The sequence below is a fragment of the Luteolibacter sp. Y139 genome, from assembly GCF_038066715.1.
GTDB lineage: Bacteria > Verrucomicrobiota > Verrucomicrobiia > Verrucomicrobiales > Akkermansiaceae > Haloferula > Haloferula soli.
In genome coordinates this window covers 130,542-146,255 of the sequence record NZ_JBBUKT010000009.1, presented here as the reverse complement: position 1 = coordinate 146,255, position 15,714 = coordinate 130,542, and the positions used below count along the sequence as shown (strand labels likewise).

The following is a 15,714-nucleotide window of genomic DNA, read 5'->3' as shown; positions in this document are numbered from 1 at the left end:
CGGTCAGGTGCGCGGCGGGAACACCCCCTGCAGGGCGATGCAGAAATAGAAGGTCAGGTATGGCATCATGTTATTGTGCGGAGCATCGCCGCCGGCTGGCGCGAGTGCTTGCGGTGCCATCTGGACGAGATTTCCCCCCGGTGGATTCTGCTGATTGGTAAAGCCCCCGGTGGAGCGGGCCAGCGAACGGGCAGGCGTGGGAGCCTTGAGATCAGCGTCATCGGTCGACGCGCGGAGCGTGTGCGTGTGGGACGGGATTTCCGACTCGAGCAAGGTTACCGTGTCCGAGCCGCCCGTTTCTCCCAGATCATGCAGGGAAAGGCCCGGGCCCTGGCCGGGATGCATCGGCGCGCGACCTTGCAGGTCGGGCAGCGCGAAGTTGCTCTTCCCGTTGCCTCCGTAGGTGGTGCCAAGGAGCGAAAACAACGCGGTATTCTGCGAGAGCGGCAGAATTTGCCCGTCGCACCATGCCCAACCCCGCGGCGCGAAGTTAAAGGGAAAGATACGGATTTCGGCGACGAAGGGATCAGCCATGGGTGGATCAGGTGGGAGACGGGAAGATGCCGAAGAGCGAGATGATGAAATTGATGCAAAGATACGGCTGGAAGTTCGTATGCGGCTGGCTTCCACCGGTCGATGTGATCGCGGAAGCGTTCATGAGCCCCGCCGGTGCATCCTCAATGTAGAGGCTGATATTGGGTGACTCCGCCGTCAGATGACCTGCCGGGCTGTTCTGCGAACCGGGGCTGGTCGATGCCAGCAGCGGGTGACTGTGGGCGGGGATCTGATTCACCGTCAGGGTGATCTCCTCCGCCCCACCGGTCTCGGCGAGGATGAAGCTGTTTCCCTGGTGAATCGGGATCCGTCCGCGCATGTCGGGCATCGCAAAGGTGCTCTCGCCATCGCCGCCGTAGGTGGTGCCAATCAATTGGAACAGCGTTTCATATTCCGAGATCGGCAGAAGCTGCCCCTCGCAAAACTGCCAGCCGGCGGGGGCGAAATTGCCCGCAAACATGCGGATCTCACCAACATAAGGTTGAGCCATGGGTGATCAGGTGGGAGATGGGAAAATGCCCTGCAGGGCGATGCAGAAGTTCAGCGTGAGGAACGGCTGCATGTTCAGGTGAGCTTGGCTGCCGCCGACGTTCGTGACGCTGCCGGGATGGAGAGAGGTAAGGTTCGTCGGAGGCGCATAGACGTTCGACGCGCCGGCGAGGACAGCGGTGGCCGGCGCGGGGCCGGTCGCATTGGCAGAGCTGCCTTGAAGCACGTGAGTGTGCGTCGGGATTTCGGAGATGCTGAGCGTGTGCGCCTGCTCCCCGGCCTTTTCGCCAAGCGTGTGCCCGCCGCCGACGTGAATCGGGGTGCGACCTTGGTTGTTGGGCAGGCCGAAGTTCACCCGGCCGTCGCCGCCGAAGGTGGTGCCAAGCAGTGAGAACAGGCCTTGGTTCTGGTTGATGGGCAGCAATTGGCCGTTGCACATCGCCCACCCTTTGGGAGCGAACGCGAACGACATGATGCGGATCTCACTCAGGAAAGGTTCGGCCATGGTATCGGCGGGAGAAATTGGGAAGGGACGCCGGATCCGGAAAAAGCGGATAGCGGCGGTTCCCTAACAGGCATTGATGATACCCGTCCAGCCGATATCTGGAGTCTTCATGAATTTCAAGTATCTTTGATTGTAAGCGCAGGATGCAACTGCTATTCCGAACCCAGAGCCGCTCATGAAAAATTCCGACGCTTCCTCCCCTTCATTGACTCGCCGGCGTTTGCTTGGATTGGGTGGCACGGCAGCCCTCGGTGGTGTCGCCTGCTATCTTGGCTGGCCTAAAAACTCCGAAACGCCCGCAAATAGTGCCGCTGGCATCGTGCGCCCGCCTGTAAACGACGCTGTGGTGGCGAAGTACAAGGCTTTGGAGGAGTCCGAAGTTCCCGGCGAATACAGCCACAAGCGGTTTGCACCGCATGTCGGATCCGATTTCCAACTCGCTGCGGCTGGCACGACATGCCGCTTGGAGAACGTCGGTGACATTTTTGCCACCACCGGACCACCGGGGGATTTCGTTTCCTTCTCCCTGGTGTTTTCGGCCGCTGCGGGCAGCCCGGTAGAGAGTGCGATCCACACGCTCAAGCATCCGGTGCTGGGCGAGTTCGATCTCTTCCTCTCCCCCATCGGCCCCGGCGACAAGAAGCTCTATCTGGAGGCCATCTGCTGCCGTCGCGTCTGACGTCCGCCCAGTCCATGGAGCCCCTCGCCCTGCGCCCCGTTACCGATGGCGACCGGGATTTTCTCGCGGACGTCTATGCCTCGACACGGGCTGAAGAGCTGGAGGCGACGGGCTGGACGGATGCGGAAAAGGCAGGCTTCTGCCGGATGCAATTCGACGCCCAGGACGCGCACTACCGCCAGCACTATCCGGGGGCGAGGTTTGAGGTAATTGAGTCCGCTGGCGTCGCCGTCGGGCGGCTGTATGTCGACCGCTGGCCGCGCGAGATCCGCATCATGGACATCACACTGCTGCCCGGCCACCGCGGCAAGGGCATCGGCACGCGTCTGTTAGAAGAGTTGCAACAAGAAGCCGCAGCGTCCGGAAAGCTGCTCTCGATCCATGTCGAGCGGATGAATCCAGCCCTGAAGCTGTATGACCGGCTCGGCTTCCAACTGATCGAAGACAAGGGCGTTTACCTGCTGCTCGGCTGGACCGCCGGAGCAAAAGACGTCACGTAAAGATGGCCTCGAACTCTGAACCGCGCGCGCCGTCGCCGGTTTGGGTGATGAAGATTCCGGCTACTCCGAAACCCTCGCGGGAGAACTGATAGATCTCTTGCGGCAGGCGCAGTCCCTGGGGACCCACGAAGCCCAGCGAGAAAGGATCGCGAATAGCTTCCGGCCGACGGTGGCCGAGAAGGCGAACCGAATCCAGACGCAACGTGACGGCAGTGCCACCCGACTCCACGGTGAACTCCGCCCCGATGTGCGGCTCGAACGACGCGGCGGAAAGATCTTCGAGTGGAGTCGTCATGATTCCGCTGCCTTTCTCAAGCTCCGCCACTCGCGATGTGCGCGAACTTGTCGTCGAGGAAACGCAGGACGATCTCCTCCACCTTCTCGTCGCCAAGGCGCTCGATGACTTCCACCGAGAAGCCGCGGGCGATGAGCTGGCGGGCGCGCACCGGATCGATGCCGCGGGCGCGGAGGTAGAAGATCTCGCTCTCGTCGATCTGCGAGCTGGTGCTGCCGTGCGAGCACTTCACGTCGTCGGCATTGATCTCAAGGCCGGGCATGGAGTTCGCCTCGGCGTCCTCGCTCATGAAGAGATTGCGGCAGGTCTGGTAGGCGTCGGTGCGGTGCGCACCTTCGTCCACGAAGATCAGGCCGGAGAAAATGGTACGAGCTTCATCGTACAACGAGTTCTTGTAGAGCAAGTCGCTGTAGGCACCCGGGGAAACGTGATGCTGGAAGGTGCGCTGGTCGTACTCCTGCTCGCGGGCGGGAATGCTGACCGAGAGCATGTCCGAGCGAGAACCTTCGCCCTCCAGACGACAGAGTGATTCATTGCGCGCCCAAGCGGCGCCGGTGTTCAGGATGAAGCCGGTGGTGGAAGCATCCTTGGCAGCGCCGGTCTCATTGACTTGGATGACGCGGGTGTTTTCGTTGAATGCCTGGATCGCGACGTAGTCGAGCTTGGAGCCTTCGCCGGCGATGAGGTCATTCACCGCGACGCAGAGGCCGGCGGCGCTTTCATCGGCGGATTGGAAGTAGTCGACCACGCGGACCTTCGCGTTCGCACCGGTGACAATGAGCGTGTGAGGGAAGATCGCGACGTTCTCGCCGCAAAGCCAGTGGAAGACCTCGATGGTGCCTTCGACTTCAACGCCCGCGGGGACGTGAACGAAGAGACCGTTGCGAAGGTTTGCCTCGTGAAGCGCGGTCCACTTCACCGAACCAAGACGCGTGTCCTGCTTCATGAAGTGTGCACGAACGAGATCCCCGTGCGAAACGAGCGCTTCGGCAAGCGGCAGGCAAATGACGCCTTCCGGAAGCTTCGACTCGGAGTGAAGAAGCTGCTCATTGCCGAAGACGAACTTGGCAATGGGAGCTTCGAGACCAGCCGAGCGTGTGACCAGACCAGCGGGAGCAGCGGCTTCCGCACGGGCCATGCCGGCGAAGTCGAGCCGCTTGATGCTGGAGAAGCGCCATGTCTCATCGCCGCGCTTCGGCGCGGGCGTTTCGAGGAAGCGCTGCCACGCGGCACGCTGGCGCTCGGCAAACCAAGCGGGGAATGCGGCGGGCGTCTCGGGAGCGGATTCGAGCAGGGAAGCGGGATGTTCGAGCACGGCGGGCATGGGAAATCAGTTCGGCGGAAGGTTTTCCAAGTCGGCGAGGTCCTTGTGCCGACCTGCCGCGAGCTTGTTGGCTCGCAAATCGGTCAATGAGAGAAAGGGAATGCGGAGGCCGGAGTAGTCGATCACAGCACGTCGCTCGTAGGCGGCATCGAATTCGACTCCGGTGATGGAATTGAGAACATCGACACGCATCGGTTCCACGCCGAACTGGCTCATCCGGTCTGCCGACAGGAAGTTCTCCACCCGAATCTCCGGCATGGGGCCGAAGAATTCGTGGAGCGCCGAGACGGTGCGGTTGGCGTTTTCGATGCTCATTTCGATCCAGAGGTCGATGTCGCCCGTATTGCGCGGACGACCGTGAACTCCCAAGGCGTAGGCGCCAACAACCAGAAACCGGACTTCATGGGAAAGGAACAACGCGATGAGTTCTTTGAAGTCCAGGGGCAGTTCCAGTCTCGCTTCCATAGGTCTGGGCTCTGAGGAATTCGATGGCGGAAAGCTTTTCCTGCGGGGTTCGCCCGATCCAGTCCTCCAAGCCCGACTCATGCGCGACCGAAGTGACGCGCACCTTGGTGCGGTCGATCCGATATGCAGCGAGCGGCTCGTTGAGGCGGGATTCGGACACGGAATGAGATGGTTAACCGACGGAGCCTTCCATTTCGAGGTCGATCAGGCGCTTGAGTTCGACGGAGTATTCCATCGGGAACTCGCGGACGAGGTCGTTGATGAAACCGTTCACGGCTAGCGACATCGCTTGGCCTTCATTGAGACCTCGCTGCTGCATGTAGAAGAGCATGTCCTCGGACACCTGCGAGACGGAGGCCTCGTGCTGCGTCGCGTGCTGGTTGCCCTTCACGGTGATCGCCGGGTAGGTGTCGGTGCGGCTGCGGGTATTGATCAGAAGGGCGTCACACTCGGTGTTGTTCTTGCAGCCCTTGAGGTGCTTCGGAATGTGGACCTGGCCACGATAGGTGGCGCGGCCCTGGCCGACGGAGATCGACTTCGACACGACGTTGGAGGTCGTGTTGTTCGCGGCGTGAATCATCTTCGCACCGGTGTCCTGATGCTGGCCGGTATTGGCGAGGGCAATCGAGATCACCTCACCGCGGGCGCGCTCGCCCTTCATGATGACGCCGGGATACTTCATCGTCAGGCGGCTGCCGATGTTGCAGTCGATCCAACGGACCTCGGCGTCTTCCATCGCGAGGCCGCGCTTGGTGACGAGATTGAAAACATTGCTGCTCCAGTTCTGGACGGTGACGTACTGGATCTTCGCGCCCTTGAGGGCGACGAGTTCCACCACGGCGGAGTGCAGCGTGGAGGTTTCGAACTTCGGCGCGGTGCAGCCTTCCATGTACATCACCTCGGCACCTTCGTCGGCGATGATGAGCGTGCGCTCGAACTGGCCGAAGTTTTCCGAATTGATCCGGAAGTAGGCCTGCAGCGGCTGCTTCAGCTTCACGCCCTTCGGGATGTAGATGAACGAGCCACCGGAGAAGACGGCGCTGTTCAGTGCGGAGAACTTGTTGTCACCGGTCGGGATCACCTTGCCGAACCACGGGCGGAAAATCTCCTCGTGGTTCTTCAGGCCTTCCGTGGAGTTCACGAAGATCACCCCCTGCTTGGTCAGCTCCTCCTTCATGTTGGAGTAGGCGGCCTCGGAGTCATACTGGGCCTCCACGCCGGCGAGGAACGCGCGCTCCTGCTCAGGAATGCCAAGGCGTTCGAAAGTCTTAAGCACTTCTTCCGGCACTTCATCCCACGAGCGCTTCGGCTTCTCGCCGTCGGACAGGTAGTAGCGGATGACGTCGAAATCGATGTTCTCCAGGTCCTTGGTGGCCCAGTTCGTCGGCATCGGCTTTTCGCGGAAGACCTTGAGGGCCTTCTGGCGGAAGTCGCGGATCCACTGTGGCTCGCCTTTGACTTCGCTGATGTAGTCGACCGTGCGCTCGGTCAGGCCACGACCAGCATCGTACTTGTGGCGCTCAGGGAAGCTGAAGTCGCCCTTGGTGCGGTCGATGTCGATCGCTTCGCGGGTATCCGCGTCGATGGTACTAGATGCGTCGTAGGACATGGCGGGAAAAGGTCAGGATTCGGTGGCGGGGACGTCGTCCTCGCAGGAAGGATCGGTCTCGAGGGTGGCTTCCAGGAACCACAGTGCCTTATCGAGCTCGCCCGAGGTTTTGATGAAAAGGTCGGCCGTCACTTCGTCGCCGGCCTTCTGCGATTGCGCGATGGCGAGGCCCGCGCATTCGGTGACGGCAGCGAAACGATCGGCGAGTAGTGCGACGAGTTTTAGACCGGCGGTCGCCTTCTTCGGCAGCTCATCGAGCTTGGACTTGTCGGCAACGCGGGATGCGGTTCCGAGCGCACGGCCACCGAGGGCGGTGGCTCGTTCGGCGAGTTCATCGATAATCTCGTCGAGTTCCCCGGAGAGACGGTCGAAGAGTTCGTGGAGGCTGATGAAGTTCGGCCCGCGGACATTCCAGTGGGCCTGCTTCACCTGAAGGCGGAGGTCGATCGCCAGCGCGAGGAAGTCGTTCAGCATTTCCACGATGAGCTCGCGGCTATGCGGATCGAGGGGGTGTCGGGTCTTGCGCAGTTTCATGGCGGGTCTCCGTGAGCACGGATCAGGCCGTGGCGAGAGCTTCCTCCTTGAGGAATTCGTAGCCGTCCTTTTCGAGTTCCAGAGCGAGCTCCGGACCACCGGAGCGGACGATCTTGCCAGCGGCCATCACGTGGACGTGATCGGGAGCGATGTAGTCGAGCAGGCGCTGGTAGTGAGTGATGAGCAGCATGCCGCGGGCCGGAGAACGCATGGCGTTCACGCCCTTGGCAACGATCTTCAGTGCATCGATGTCGAGGCCGGAGTCGGTCTCATCGAGGATGCAGTAGGTCGGCTCCAGCATCATCATCTGGAGGATCTCATTGCGCTTCTTCTCGCCGCCGGAGAAGCCTTCGTTGACGGAGCGGGCGGTGAACTTGCGGTCCATCTCGAGGTGATCCATCTTCGCGTAGAGGCTCTTGTAGTAGGCCACGGCGTCGAGTTCTTCACCCTTCGGCAGGCGGGACTGCAGCGCGGCGCGAATGAAGTTGGCGTTCGAGACGCCGGGGACTTCCGCTGGGTATTGGAAGGCGAGGAAGATGCCGGCGCGGGAACGCTCGTCGATGGACATTTCGAAGATGTCTTGGCCGTCGAGGGTCACCGTACCGCTGGTGACGACGTAGCCTTCGTGGCCGGCGATCACCTTCGACAGTGTCGATTTGCCGGAGCCGTTCGGGCCCATGATGGCGTGCACTTCGCCGGCGGGGATTTCAAGGGTGACACCCTTGAGGATCTCGGTGCCGTCTTCGAGGGTCGCGTGGAGGTCAGTGATGACGAGGGACATGGCGGAAGTGGAAAAAGGAAATGATCAGTGAGAAGTGGCAGGAAGTTCGCCGCGGAGGGTGATTTCGACGCCGGTGATGACGGTGCCGGGGGGAAGATCGAGAACGTCAGCAAGGTTCACGCCGGGCTTGATGGTCACGTCGTGGATCTTGCCGCTGGCCTTGTCGTGGAAATGGCCATGCTCCTGGAGGTTCGGGCAGAAGCGGGATGACTCGCGCTCGAAATTGACCTGGCGGATCACCCCGTGCTGCACCAGCGCCTCGAGGCAGTTGTAAACCGTTGCCAGCGAGATATTTGGCAGCCGGTCCTTGATCCGCATGAAGACGTCATTGGCGGTCGGGTGGTCCCGCTGCTCCATGAGCAGGCGGTAGACCTCCCAACGCTGGCGGGTCATGCGCAGGCCGGAAATTTCGGCCGGCATGTCATCCGGAAGACTGTCTGGCGAATGGGTGACCATCGGGGCGGCGGGAAGCTAGCCCTGCACCCAGAGTTCACAAGAATAATTCTAATTTTAATTATAAGGATGAATTCGGGAGCATCGGGTCGCATGGAATTTAGGAGCCGGGCAATTCTTTTTCACGCGGAAGCCCAAAACAAATGGCTTGAACTGTTCAAATAAACATCATTAACAGCTGCCATGATCCCGAGTGAAGATCTGCTCCCGCTGCTGAAAAAGCACTTCGGTTACGAGACCTTCCGCCCCCTCCAGCGGGAGATCATGGCCGCCATCCTCGGCCGCCGGGACACGCTCGCCATTCTCCCTACAGGTGCAGGAAAGAGCCTGTGCTACCAGCTTCCCGCGCTCGCCCGGGACGGTGTGACGCTCGTCATCTCGCCGCTGATCGCCCTGATGAAGGATCAGGTGGACCAGCTCCTCGCCGCGGGGGTAGCGGCCACCTTTCTCAATTCCACCCTGGCACCGGAGGAAAACCGCCACCGCCTTGAGGAGATCCGAAGCGGCAACTGCAAGCTCGTCTATCTCGCCCCGGAGCGGCTGATGTCCGGGGATTTCCTTTCGGTCGTCCGGTCATGGAATGTCACCGCGCTCGCGGTGGATGAGGCGCACTGCATCAGCGAGTGGGGACACGATTTCCGCCCGGAGTACCGTCGGCTGAAAGAGCTGCGCCACGCGTTGCCGGGTGTCCCCGTCATTGCCCTGACGGCGACCGCCACACCGCAGGTGCGGGAGGATATTCTCCGCCAGCTTGCGTTGCGCGATCCCGCCGTCTTTCTCGCCAGCTTCAACCGGCCGAACCTGAACTACCTCGTCGAGCCGAAACAGGACGCCGCCTCGCGGCTCGTCGCGTTCATCAAGTCGCGCAGCAACGAATCCGGCATCGTCTATGCCCAGTCCCGCAAGCGGACCGAGGAACTCGCCGCCTCCTTGCGCGATGCGGGCATCCCGGCCGCCTGCTATCATGCAGGTCTGGAAGCACCGGAGCGGGCGCGGAACCAGGAGGCCTTCCTGCGCGATGAGATCCGCGTGATCTGTGCCACCGTCGCCTTCGGCATGGGCATCAACAAGCCGGACGTCCGCTTCGTGATCCACGCCGATCTACCGAAAAACCTCGAAGGCTACTATCAGGAAACCGGCCGTGCCGGACGCGACGGGCTCCCCGCCGATTGCCTGCTGCTCTTCTCCCGCAGCGACATCGTTAAAAACCTGCGGTTCCTCGACCAAATGAGTGACGAGCAGGTGCGTGAAAACGCACGCCACCAGTTGGAGACGATGGCTGACTTCGCCGAAAGCGACGCCTGCCGCCGGGTGGGACTGCTTGGCTACTTCGGCGAGTCTTGGACGATGGAGAACTGCGGCGCTTGCGACAATTGCCTTTCTCCACGGGAGACGTGGGATGCCACCGTGGAGACTCAGAAGATCCTGAGCTGCGTCCTCCGCGTGAAGCAAGCCGGTGGGCCGTCCGTCGGCATCCGCCATCTCGCTGACATCCTCGCCGGTTCCCGCGCCGAAAAGGTCCTGGCCCGCAACCACGATAAACTTAGTACTTACGGCATCGGCAAGGAACACTCCGCCGCCAAGTGGACAGAGATCGCCCGCCAGCTCGCGCGCAAGGGCTGCCTCGCCGTGGACGGCGGCAACTATCCCACTGTTTCGGTCAGCACCGAGGGAATGAGCATTCTCCGCGAGCGCCTTCCCGTCACGCTCAGCCGGCTCATGGTCGCCGAGAAAGCCAGCGCCGCCCGCGCTGGCGATATCGAATGCGACCGAGAGCTGTTCGAAGTCCTCCGCAGCCACCGCAAGCAAGTCGCCGATGCCAAGGAAGTGCCGCCGTATGTCGTCTTTTCTGACGTGGCGCTGCGGCACATGGCCCGTGCCTATCCCATCGATGAAGCGGCCTTCCTCAAGATCCCGGGCGTGGGTGAACGCAAGCTCGCCGACTACGGCCCCGGCTTTATCGGTGAAATCGTGGCCTGGCTCGCCGATCATCCGCGTCTCCAATTCTCTCCACTCAGCGCTGCGACCGTCCCCGCTTCTCGCCCCGTCGCGAACGGCACCTCAAAGGTTTCCTTGGAACTGTGGCGCGAGGGAAAAACAGTCGATGAAATTGCGGCCCTCCGCGGATTCGCCGCAACAACCATCGAAGGCCACCTCGCCCAAGCCATTGAGGCCGGCGAGGATCTCGACCCATATCGCCTCTACACCCGCGAAGAAGAAAGCGAGATGCGCGCCGCTCTTGAGGGCTACGAAGACGCTTCCCTCAAGCCCGTCTTCGAGCACCTCGGGGGTCGCATCAGCTACGGAAAGCTCAGGCTCTTCCGCGCCATCGAAGCCCGGCGGAGCATGGCGGTGGCATGATCGCGCCGAAACCAGCTCAGTAGGCGGAATCCGCTTTCGTCCCACCCAGACCGAACTTCAACGGCTTGTCGTCCGCGACCGGATGCACGACTACCTCGACTCCACGCTGGCTGGCCACGGCGAGAGTTTCTGCGACAACGCGATCTTCAGGATTCACCGCGAACACCATCAGGCGTTGCGCGGCAGGGTCCATCTTGTCGATGACGGCCTTGGCATCTGCGACAGGGGCGTCGGGCTGGAGGGCCAGATCGAGGTTACCTGAAAGCGAGGCGCGCAGGATGACGCGATAGCCGTCCACCACGAGCACGCTGTCGGTGATGTCTTTGATGTAGTCCACGTTCACCCGGCCTGCTTTCGCGAGCTTCTCGGCGAGTACCGGCGCGGCTTTTTCCCGCGCCGTTGCGACGGGCACAGCGTGGACCTTGCCATCGCGCACTTCGAGGAAGACGGAGGACTTCGGTGCTGAGCGCTCGGCACGGGGCTTGGCGAAAGCGCTCCACGCGGGTCGCGCCGAGCCATCGGGATCGAAAAAGGCCATGCCCTTCCACATCCCCTCCCCGCACCACTCGGGGCTCCAGTAGTAGACGCCCGCGATGGCCGGGGTCTTGGCGCAGGCATCGAGAAAATCACTGACCCAGCGGCGCTGACCATCGGGCGTGAGGGGGTAGCCCGGCGTCTCCTTCTTCCAACGGGAGAACTGCCCTTTGAAATCCGCCGTCGAGGGGTAGGCCACCTCGGGCACGATCACTGGTACGTTGGTCAACTCGTTCAGCCTCTTCGCCACATCGAGAAACTGTCCCATCTCCAGCGAACCGCCGATGTTCGACGACGGGAAATAAGACAAGCCCGCATAGTCCACCCGCGCGGCGTTCTCCTTCATGAACTTGAAGAACCCGTTCACGAATTCGACATCCCACCAGTGCGCGATGTGGAGGAGGAACTTCGCTTCCGGGTCTGCTTCCAAGACGCCTGCCTGGCTCGCCTTGATGAGCTCCACGGCTTCAGGCCAGCACTTCTTCGACAGGCTCTCGGGTGACTTCTTGGTACTCTTTCCCGGATAGACGCCGCAAATGCCGTAGTCGATCTCGTTGCCGATCTCGTAGAGATGGCTCTTCAGCCCCTCGCTCCGGAAATGGGTGACCATCTCGCGCGAATAGTCCTTCACCGCCGCGGCACGCGCTTTCAAATCGAGATCGGCCCAGATCTTCGGTGCCGGTTGCTTCATCAAGTCGGCCCAATCCTCGCTGAGGAAGATCACCAGGTAAGGATCCAGCCCGGCCGCGAGTGCGCGCTTCACCACGCTGGTGGATTCAATTTTCCCGTGTGCTCCCTCGTCCCCGACCCACAGGCGCACGCGGAAGCCATGCACTCCTGACTTCGCCATACCTTCAAAAAGGTCTCTCTTCTTCCCGTCCCACGACCACGACTTCCCCTCCTTCTCCATGCCGAGCGAGTAGTTCGCATCGACGCCGATGAAAGGCGTCTCGGCAGCGGCCGACGCAATGAAAGCCGCCATCAGAAAGTTCCGGCACCACTTCATGGCGGGAAAAGCAGCTTGATCCGTGCCTTACTTCCGGTGGCTGCGAATGTAGTCCGCAACGATTCCGATCTGCTTGTCGCTCAAGAGGCCCGATGCCGGTGGCATCCCCGCGATAGGGACTCCATCGTGGATGGTCTTTTCAAGATCAGCGGGATCCTTGAGGTGCTTGAACTCGCCGGAAAGCAGGCCGCGTTTTTCACCGCCGGCGAGACCGGAGCCGTGGCAGGCGGCACAGGCAGCAGCGATGATCTTCTCGGGATCGTCCATGTCCGGAGTCAGCAAGACGGGCTCGGCGGTCTTGCCCACGACTGCTTCCACGGTGCCATGCGGATCGGCGACGATGCGGATCAGCTTGTCGTCGCCTTCGTTCGGCTTTCCTTCGGGCGGGTCCTGCATCGAGGTGCCGAGCCACAGCGAGCCATCGGGCGCTTCATTGATGAAGCGGATGCGGCCCCACTTTTGATTCCAGAGGCGCTCGATGTGCGTCGGCAGGCCATCGCCACCGAGCGAGATCCGGAACACCGCAGAGCCGCGCAGGCAGCAGAGCAGCAGCGTGCCACGAAGCTCGGGGAAGGCCTTGCCCTGATAGAATAGCAAGCGCCCCGGTCCCACGGCCGGCGTGATCTCAATCAGTGGCGTGCGCATGCCCTCGGCCTCGCGGCGATGGGAGATTACCGGCCAACCGTAGTTCGCGCCCTTCTCGATCAGGTTCACTTCATCACCGTGCAGCGGGCCGTGCTCGGATTCGTAGAGGCGACCGGTGCCGGGTTGAAAGGCGAGGCCCTGCGGATTGCGGTGGCCATACGACCAGATCTCCGGACGTGCCCCTTCCTTGCCGACCAGGGGATTGTCCTGCGGTACCGAGCCGTCGGCATTGAAGCGGAGGATCTTGCCCTGAAGTTGGTCGAGCTTCTGCACACCATCGGCCTGGTCGGCATCGCCGGTGGTCATGTAGAGCATGCCATCCGGGCCGAATTCCAAGCGGCAGCCGGTGTGATTCTGATTTGCGGGGATGCCCTCGATGATGGTCTTCGGTTCGACCAGCTTGTTGCCATCGAGCCGGTAGCGCTCCATCCGCAGCTCGAAGTGGCGGTCTCCCACAACCTTGTCCCACGCGAGGAAGAGGTGGCCGGTCTTCTCGAAATCCGGCGCGAGCACCAGACCTAACAGGCCCATCTTGTTTCCCTGCGCCGCGGGCAGGGTCAGCGCCGGCTCCTCCAGCACCTTGCCATTCTCCACGATCCGCACCCGACCGATGCGCTCGGTGAAAATCTGCCGGCCATCCGGCAGGAAGCGCAGCTCCCATGGCACCTTCAGCCCCTCGGCCAACACCTCGATGCGATGAGGTGTTGTGAGAGCGGCGTCAGGTGGCGCGGAGATGGAAAGCGGAGCGGCACCCGCAAGCGGGGGTACCAGCAGCAGGAAGAGTCCGGTCGCTTTCATGGCGATGACGATTACTTCGCCGGCACCAGGCGGATGATGTTGTCCGGGCCGTTGAGCACCACGTAGATGAAGCCGTCCGGCCCGTTGCGCACGTCGCGCACGCGGCCGATGTTCTTCAGGATGATTTCCTGCTCGGTCACCTTGTGATCCACGAGCCGGAGGCGGCGGATTTCCTGCTGGGCCAGTGCGCCGACGAAGAGGTCATTCTTCCACTCCTGGAACTTGTCGCCGCTATAAAAAGCGAGACCGCAGGTCGCGATGCTCGGCTGCCAGTAGGTCACCGGCTGGTCCATGCCTTCATGCGCGGTTTCATTGCTGATCGGCGAGCCATCGTAATCCATGCCGTAGCAAATGACCGGCCAGCCGTAGTTGTGGCCCGGTTGCACCCAGTTCAGCTCATCGCCGCCACGCGGACCGTGCTCGGTATTGTAGAGCGATCCATCGCGCGGATCGAAAGCGAGGCCCTGTGGATTGCGGTGGCCGTAGGTCCACACGCCGGGCACTGGATCCTTGTCGAACTTCGGATTGTCCTCGGGGATGCGGCCATCGTCATGGAGGCGGTAAATCTTGCCCTTCGCATTGGCGACGTCCTGCGCCTCCATCCGTCCGCCGCGCTCACCGACGGGGAAGTAGATGTGGCCCTTGCCATCGAAGACCAAACGCGTGCCGAAGTGGATGCCAGCGTCGGTGTAGAACTTTGGATCGGCCTTCCAGATCTGCTCTTGGTCCACCCACTGGCCATCCTTGATACGGCCGCGGACGTAGGCGGTGATCGTCTTCACCTTGCCCCCTTCACGGGTGCCATCGGCGAAGCCGAGGTAAATCCAGCCGTTCTTCTCGTAGTCGGGATGGACAGCCACTTCCATCAAGCCGCCTTGGCCATGCTCGATGATCGCCGGCGTGCCCTTCACCGGCTCGGGCTGCAGCACGCCATCGGTGCCGATGATGCGCAGGCGGCCGCTCTTTTCGGTCACCAGCTTCCGGCCATCGGGCAGGAACGCCAGCGCCCATGGATCCTTGAGGCCACCGTCGATCACCATCTCGATCTTGTAGTCAGCCTTCTCGGTCTTGGTCACCTCGCCGGGCTTCGGCTTGGGAAAGCTCATCCCCTTTTGCTTCGCCTGCTTCTCCTTTTCGCGGATGTAGATGACCATCATGCGGAGCTGCCCGTCATTGAGCACGGTGCCGAAAGGGGTCATGCCGAGCTGCGGATTGCCCTCCTTGATCGACTTCATCAGGTCGGCGTCCTCGCTGCCGTGCTTCCATTCGCCATCGATCAGCGATCCGCCCTGGCCGCCGCTCAGGTCAGCCCCGTGGCAACCGGCGCAGAGCTGCTCGAAGATTTTTTCGGCCTTCATCTTCGAGAAGTCGGGCTTGTCCTGGGCAAGCAGCGGGGAAATCAGGAGCGCGGAGAGAAGCAGGGTGCGTTTCATGAATGAGGAGCGTGGAGACGCATACGAGAAACGTTTGGCATTTCAAATTCCCATCACGTCTGTCACGAAATCGGAGCCTGTTTCCGGGTCACGGTTCTCCGGTGGCCTCTGGCCATGATTCCCGGGGGCCATCGGATTCCAGCGCGGCCTTGGTCAAGGCCTCCTCCGAAATATCGCGGGAATCAAAGGCGAGAGAGTTGGAACCCAAAAACCCGCCTAGTTCGGGATCATACAACCAGATCTCGTCGATCACCCGGAATACTGCCGCGGCGAGAGGAGTTCCGACCACTTCAGCGCGCGTCAAAATCCGTAGCCCAGTCGAGCTCCAATCATGGTCCTCAGGTTCCGCCACGGCGAATCCTCCCTCTGCGACCAGAAAAGAGGCGGAAACCGCATTCCCTTCGCCACCCAAGCATACGAGAAAGGGGATTCTCGGTTCATACTCTTCATAGTTCCAACGAACCATGTAGCGGACGCCCGACTCCTCCGCGGTGTCCACCCGTCCGGTGGTGGTGATCGTCGGGGGACCGCTTTCTTCGCATTCGACCTCGTAGTCGCGGATCGGCATTCCGCCACCCTGACAGGAACCGGGAGGACGAGAAGCATGATCTACCCGGCAAATCAGGAGCCCCACCCGCCGCCAGCTTGGAAGCAAACCGCGAAACTCCTCGTTCGCATGGACCGCCGACCGGTGTTAGGATGACAGGTGAAATTTTGCGTTTTTCTCCTGCTGGCGTCGTTCCCTGCG

Annotated in this window: 17 protein-coding genes; 3 read left to right on the top strand and 14 right to left on the bottom strand. The window is 61.7% G+C overall.

What is annotated here, in order from left to right; genetic code table 11:
• Positions 1-3: 3 nt before the first annotated feature.
• From WKV53_RS20645 to WKV53_RS20635, 3 genes are read right to left on the bottom strand one after another with little or no spacing between them, the layout of a single operon-like run.
• Positions 4-534: a phage tail protein gene (locus tag WKV53_RS20645; RefSeq protein ID WP_341406695.1), complete on the bottom strand. Its 531-nt coding sequence runs from the start codon at positions 532-534 to the stop codon at positions 4-6.
• A 7-nt stretch (positions 535-541) separates the two neighbouring features.
• Positions 542-1,045 carry a phage tail protein gene (locus WKV53_RS20640; protein ID WP_341406694.1) on the bottom strand — a complete coding sequence of 168 codons (504 nt, stop codon included), beginning with the start codon at positions 1,043-1,045 and terminating at the stop codon, positions 542-544.
• Positions 1,046-1,051: 6 nt separating this feature from the next.
• Positions 1,052-1,549 carry a phage tail protein gene (locus WKV53_RS20635; protein ID WP_341406693.1) on the bottom strand — a complete coding sequence of 166 codons (498 nt, stop codon included), beginning with the start codon at positions 1,547-1,549 and terminating at the stop codon, positions 1,052-1,054.
• A 319-nt stretch (positions 1,550-1,868) separates the two neighbouring features.
• Between WKV53_RS20635 and WKV53_RS20630 the strand changes: the two genes are divergently transcribed.
• Together WKV53_RS20630 and WKV53_RS20625 are read left to right on the top strand one after the other, a co-directional pair.
• On the top strand, positions 1,869-2,228 hold the full coding sequence (locus WKV53_RS20630) for a DUF6916 family protein (protein WP_341406692.1): 360 nt from the start codon (positions 1,869-1,871) through the stop codon (positions 2,226-2,228).
• A gap of 14 nt (positions 2,229-2,242) precedes the next feature.
• Positions 2,243-2,728, top strand: a complete 486-nt coding sequence (locus tag WKV53_RS20625; RefSeq protein WP_341406691.1) for a GNAT family N-acetyltransferase — start codon at positions 2,243-2,245, stop codon at positions 2,726-2,728.
• Here WKV53_RS20625 and WKV53_RS20620 read toward each other — a convergent pair.
• The 7 genes from WKV53_RS20620 to WKV53_RS20590 form a co-directional block, all read right to left on the bottom strand.
• Positions 2,721-3,023, bottom strand: coding sequence for a DUF6916 family protein (locus WKV53_RS20620; protein ID WP_341406690.1), 303 nt, complete (start codon positions 3,021-3,023; stop codon positions 2,721-2,723). The genes WKV53_RS20625 and WKV53_RS20620 overlap by 8 nt on opposite strands.
• A gap of 16 nt (positions 3,024-3,039) precedes the next feature.
• The gene (gene sufD / locus WKV53_RS20615; RefSeq protein ID WP_341406689.1) at positions 3,040-4,347 is read right to left on the bottom strand and encodes a Fe-S cluster assembly protein SufD; all 1,308 of its coding nucleotides are present in this window, start codon (positions 4,345-4,347) and stop codon (positions 3,040-3,042) included.
• 6 nt (positions 4,348-4,353) lie between these two features.
• Positions 4,354-4,812, bottom strand: coding sequence for a DUF6036 family nucleotidyltransferase (locus WKV53_RS20610; RefSeq protein WP_341406688.1), 459 nt, complete (start codon positions 4,810-4,812; stop codon positions 4,354-4,356).
• A gap of 172 nt (positions 4,813-4,984) precedes the next feature.
• Positions 4,985-6,421 (bottom strand): Fe-S cluster assembly protein SufB, encoded by a 1,437-nt coding sequence (gene sufB / locus WKV53_RS20605; protein ID WP_341406687.1) that lies wholly within the window; start codon positions 6,419-6,421, stop codon positions 4,985-4,987.
• A 12-nt stretch (positions 6,422-6,433) separates the two neighbouring features.
• On the bottom strand, positions 6,434-6,955 hold the full coding sequence (gene dps, locus WKV53_RS20600; RefSeq protein ID WP_341406686.1) for a DNA starvation/stationary phase protection protein Dps: 522 nt from the start codon (positions 6,953-6,955) through the stop codon (positions 6,434-6,436).
• A 22-nt stretch (positions 6,956-6,977) separates the two neighbouring features.
• Entirely contained in the window at positions 6,978-7,736 is a 759-nt protein-coding gene (gene sufC, locus WKV53_RS20595; RefSeq protein ID WP_341406685.1) for a Fe-S cluster assembly ATPase SufC, read from the bottom strand.
• Positions 7,737-7,760: 24 nt separating this feature from the next.
• The gene (locus WKV53_RS20590) at positions 7,761-8,192 is read right to left on the bottom strand and encodes a Fur family transcriptional regulator (RefSeq protein WP_341406684.1); all 432 of its coding nucleotides are present in this window, start codon (positions 8,190-8,192) and stop codon (positions 7,761-7,763) included.
• Between the two features lie 180 nt (positions 8,193-8,372).
• Here WKV53_RS20590 and recQ point away from each other — a divergent pair, with 180 nt between their 5' ends.
• Positions 8,373-10,550: a DNA helicase RecQ gene (gene recQ / locus WKV53_RS20585; protein WP_341406683.1), complete on the top strand. Its 2,178-nt coding sequence runs from the start codon at positions 8,373-8,375 to the stop codon at positions 10,548-10,550.
• Between the two features lie 16 nt (positions 10,551-10,566).
• On the opposite strand, the gene WKV53_RS20580 is transcribed toward recQ, so the two are convergent.
• The 4 genes from WKV53_RS20580 to WKV53_RS20565 all read right to left on the bottom strand — a co-directional run bounded on the left by WKV53_RS20580 (position 10,567) and on the right by WKV53_RS20565 (position 15,534).
• On the bottom strand, positions 10,567-12,090 hold the full coding sequence (locus tag WKV53_RS20580; protein WP_341406682.1) for a glycosyl hydrolase 53 family protein: 1,524 nt from the start codon (positions 12,088-12,090) through the stop codon (positions 10,567-10,569).
• A 27-nt stretch (positions 12,091-12,117) separates the two neighbouring features.
• Complete coding sequence (locus tag WKV53_RS20575) at positions 12,118-13,533, bottom strand: PQQ-dependent sugar dehydrogenase (RefSeq protein WP_341406681.1); 1,416 nt, start codon at positions 13,531-13,533, stop codon at positions 12,118-12,120.
• 11 nt (positions 13,534-13,544) lie between these two features.
• A complete protein-coding gene (locus WKV53_RS20570; RefSeq protein WP_341406680.1) occupies positions 13,545-14,966 on the bottom strand; it encodes a PQQ-dependent sugar dehydrogenase in 1,422 nt (473 codons plus the stop codon).
• Positions 14,967-15,054: 88 nt separating this feature from the next.
• On the bottom strand, positions 15,055-15,534 hold the full coding sequence (locus tag WKV53_RS20565; protein ID WP_341406679.1) for a hypothetical protein: 480 nt from the start codon (positions 15,532-15,534) through the stop codon (positions 15,055-15,057).
• Between the last annotated feature and the right edge of the window lie 180 nt (positions 15,535-15,714).

What these genes read in the sequence shown, in the direction of transcription:
- WKV53_RS20645 (WP_341406695.1), bottom strand. Translation starts at nt 534, where the DNA reads ATGGCTGATCCCTTCGTCGCCGAAATCCGTATCTTTCCCTTTAACTTC.
- WKV53_RS20640 (WP_341406694.1), bottom strand. Translation starts at nt 1,045, where the DNA reads ATGGCTCAACCTTATGTTGGTGAGATCCGCATGTTTGCGGGCAATTTC.
- WKV53_RS20635 (WP_341406693.1), bottom strand. Translation starts at nt 1,549, where the DNA reads ATGGCCGAACCTTTCCTGAGTGAGATCCGCATCATGTCGTTCGCGTTC.
- WKV53_RS20625 (WP_341406691.1), top strand. Translation starts at nt 2,243, where the DNA reads ATGGAGCCCCTCGCCCTGCGCCCCGTTACCGATGGCGACCGGGATTTT.
- WKV53_RS20620 (WP_341406690.1), bottom strand. Translation starts at nt 3,023, where the DNA reads ATGACGACTCCACTCGAAGATCTTTCCGCCGCGTCGTTCGAGCCGCAC.
- sufD (WP_341406689.1), bottom strand. Translation starts at nt 4,347, where the DNA reads ATGCCCGCCGTGCTCGAACATCCCGCTTCCCTGCTCGAATCCGCTCCC.
- WKV53_RS20610 (WP_341406688.1), bottom strand. Translation starts at nt 4,812, where the DNA reads ATGGAAGCGAGACTGGAACTGCCCCTGGACTTCAAAGAACTCATCGCG.
- sufB (WP_341406687.1), bottom strand. Translation starts at nt 6,421, where the DNA reads ATGTCCTACGACGCATCTAGTACCATCGACGCGGATACCCGCGAAGCG.
- dps (WP_341406686.1), bottom strand. Translation starts at nt 6,955, where the DNA reads ATGAAACTGCGCAAGACCCGACACCCCCTCGATCCGCATAGCCGCGAG.
- sufC (WP_341406685.1), bottom strand. Translation starts at nt 7,736, where the DNA reads ATGTCCCTCGTCATCACTGACCTCCACGCGACCCTCGAAGACGGCACC.
- WKV53_RS20590 (WP_341406684.1), bottom strand. Translation starts at nt 8,192, where the DNA reads ATGGTCACCCATTCGCCAGACAGTCTTCCGGATGACATGCCGGCCGAA.
- recQ (WP_341406683.1), top strand. Translation starts at nt 8,373, where the DNA reads ATGATCCCGAGTGAAGATCTGCTCCCGCTGCTGAAAAAGCACTTCGGT.
- WKV53_RS20580 (WP_341406682.1), bottom strand. Translation starts at nt 12,090, where the DNA reads ATGAAGTGGTGCCGGAACTTTCTGATGGCGGCTTTCATTGCGTCGGCC.
- WKV53_RS20575 (WP_341406681.1), bottom strand. Translation starts at nt 13,533, where the DNA reads ATGAAAGCGACCGGACTCTTCCTGCTGCTGGTACCCCCGCTTGCGGGT.
- WKV53_RS20570 (WP_341406680.1), bottom strand. Translation starts at nt 14,966, where the DNA reads ATGAAACGCACCCTGCTTCTCTCCGCGCTCCTGATTTCCCCGCTGCTT.
- WKV53_RS20565 (WP_341406679.1), bottom strand. Translation starts at nt 15,534, where the DNA reads ATGCCGATCCGCGACTACGAGGTCGAATGCGAAGAAAGCGGTCCCCCG.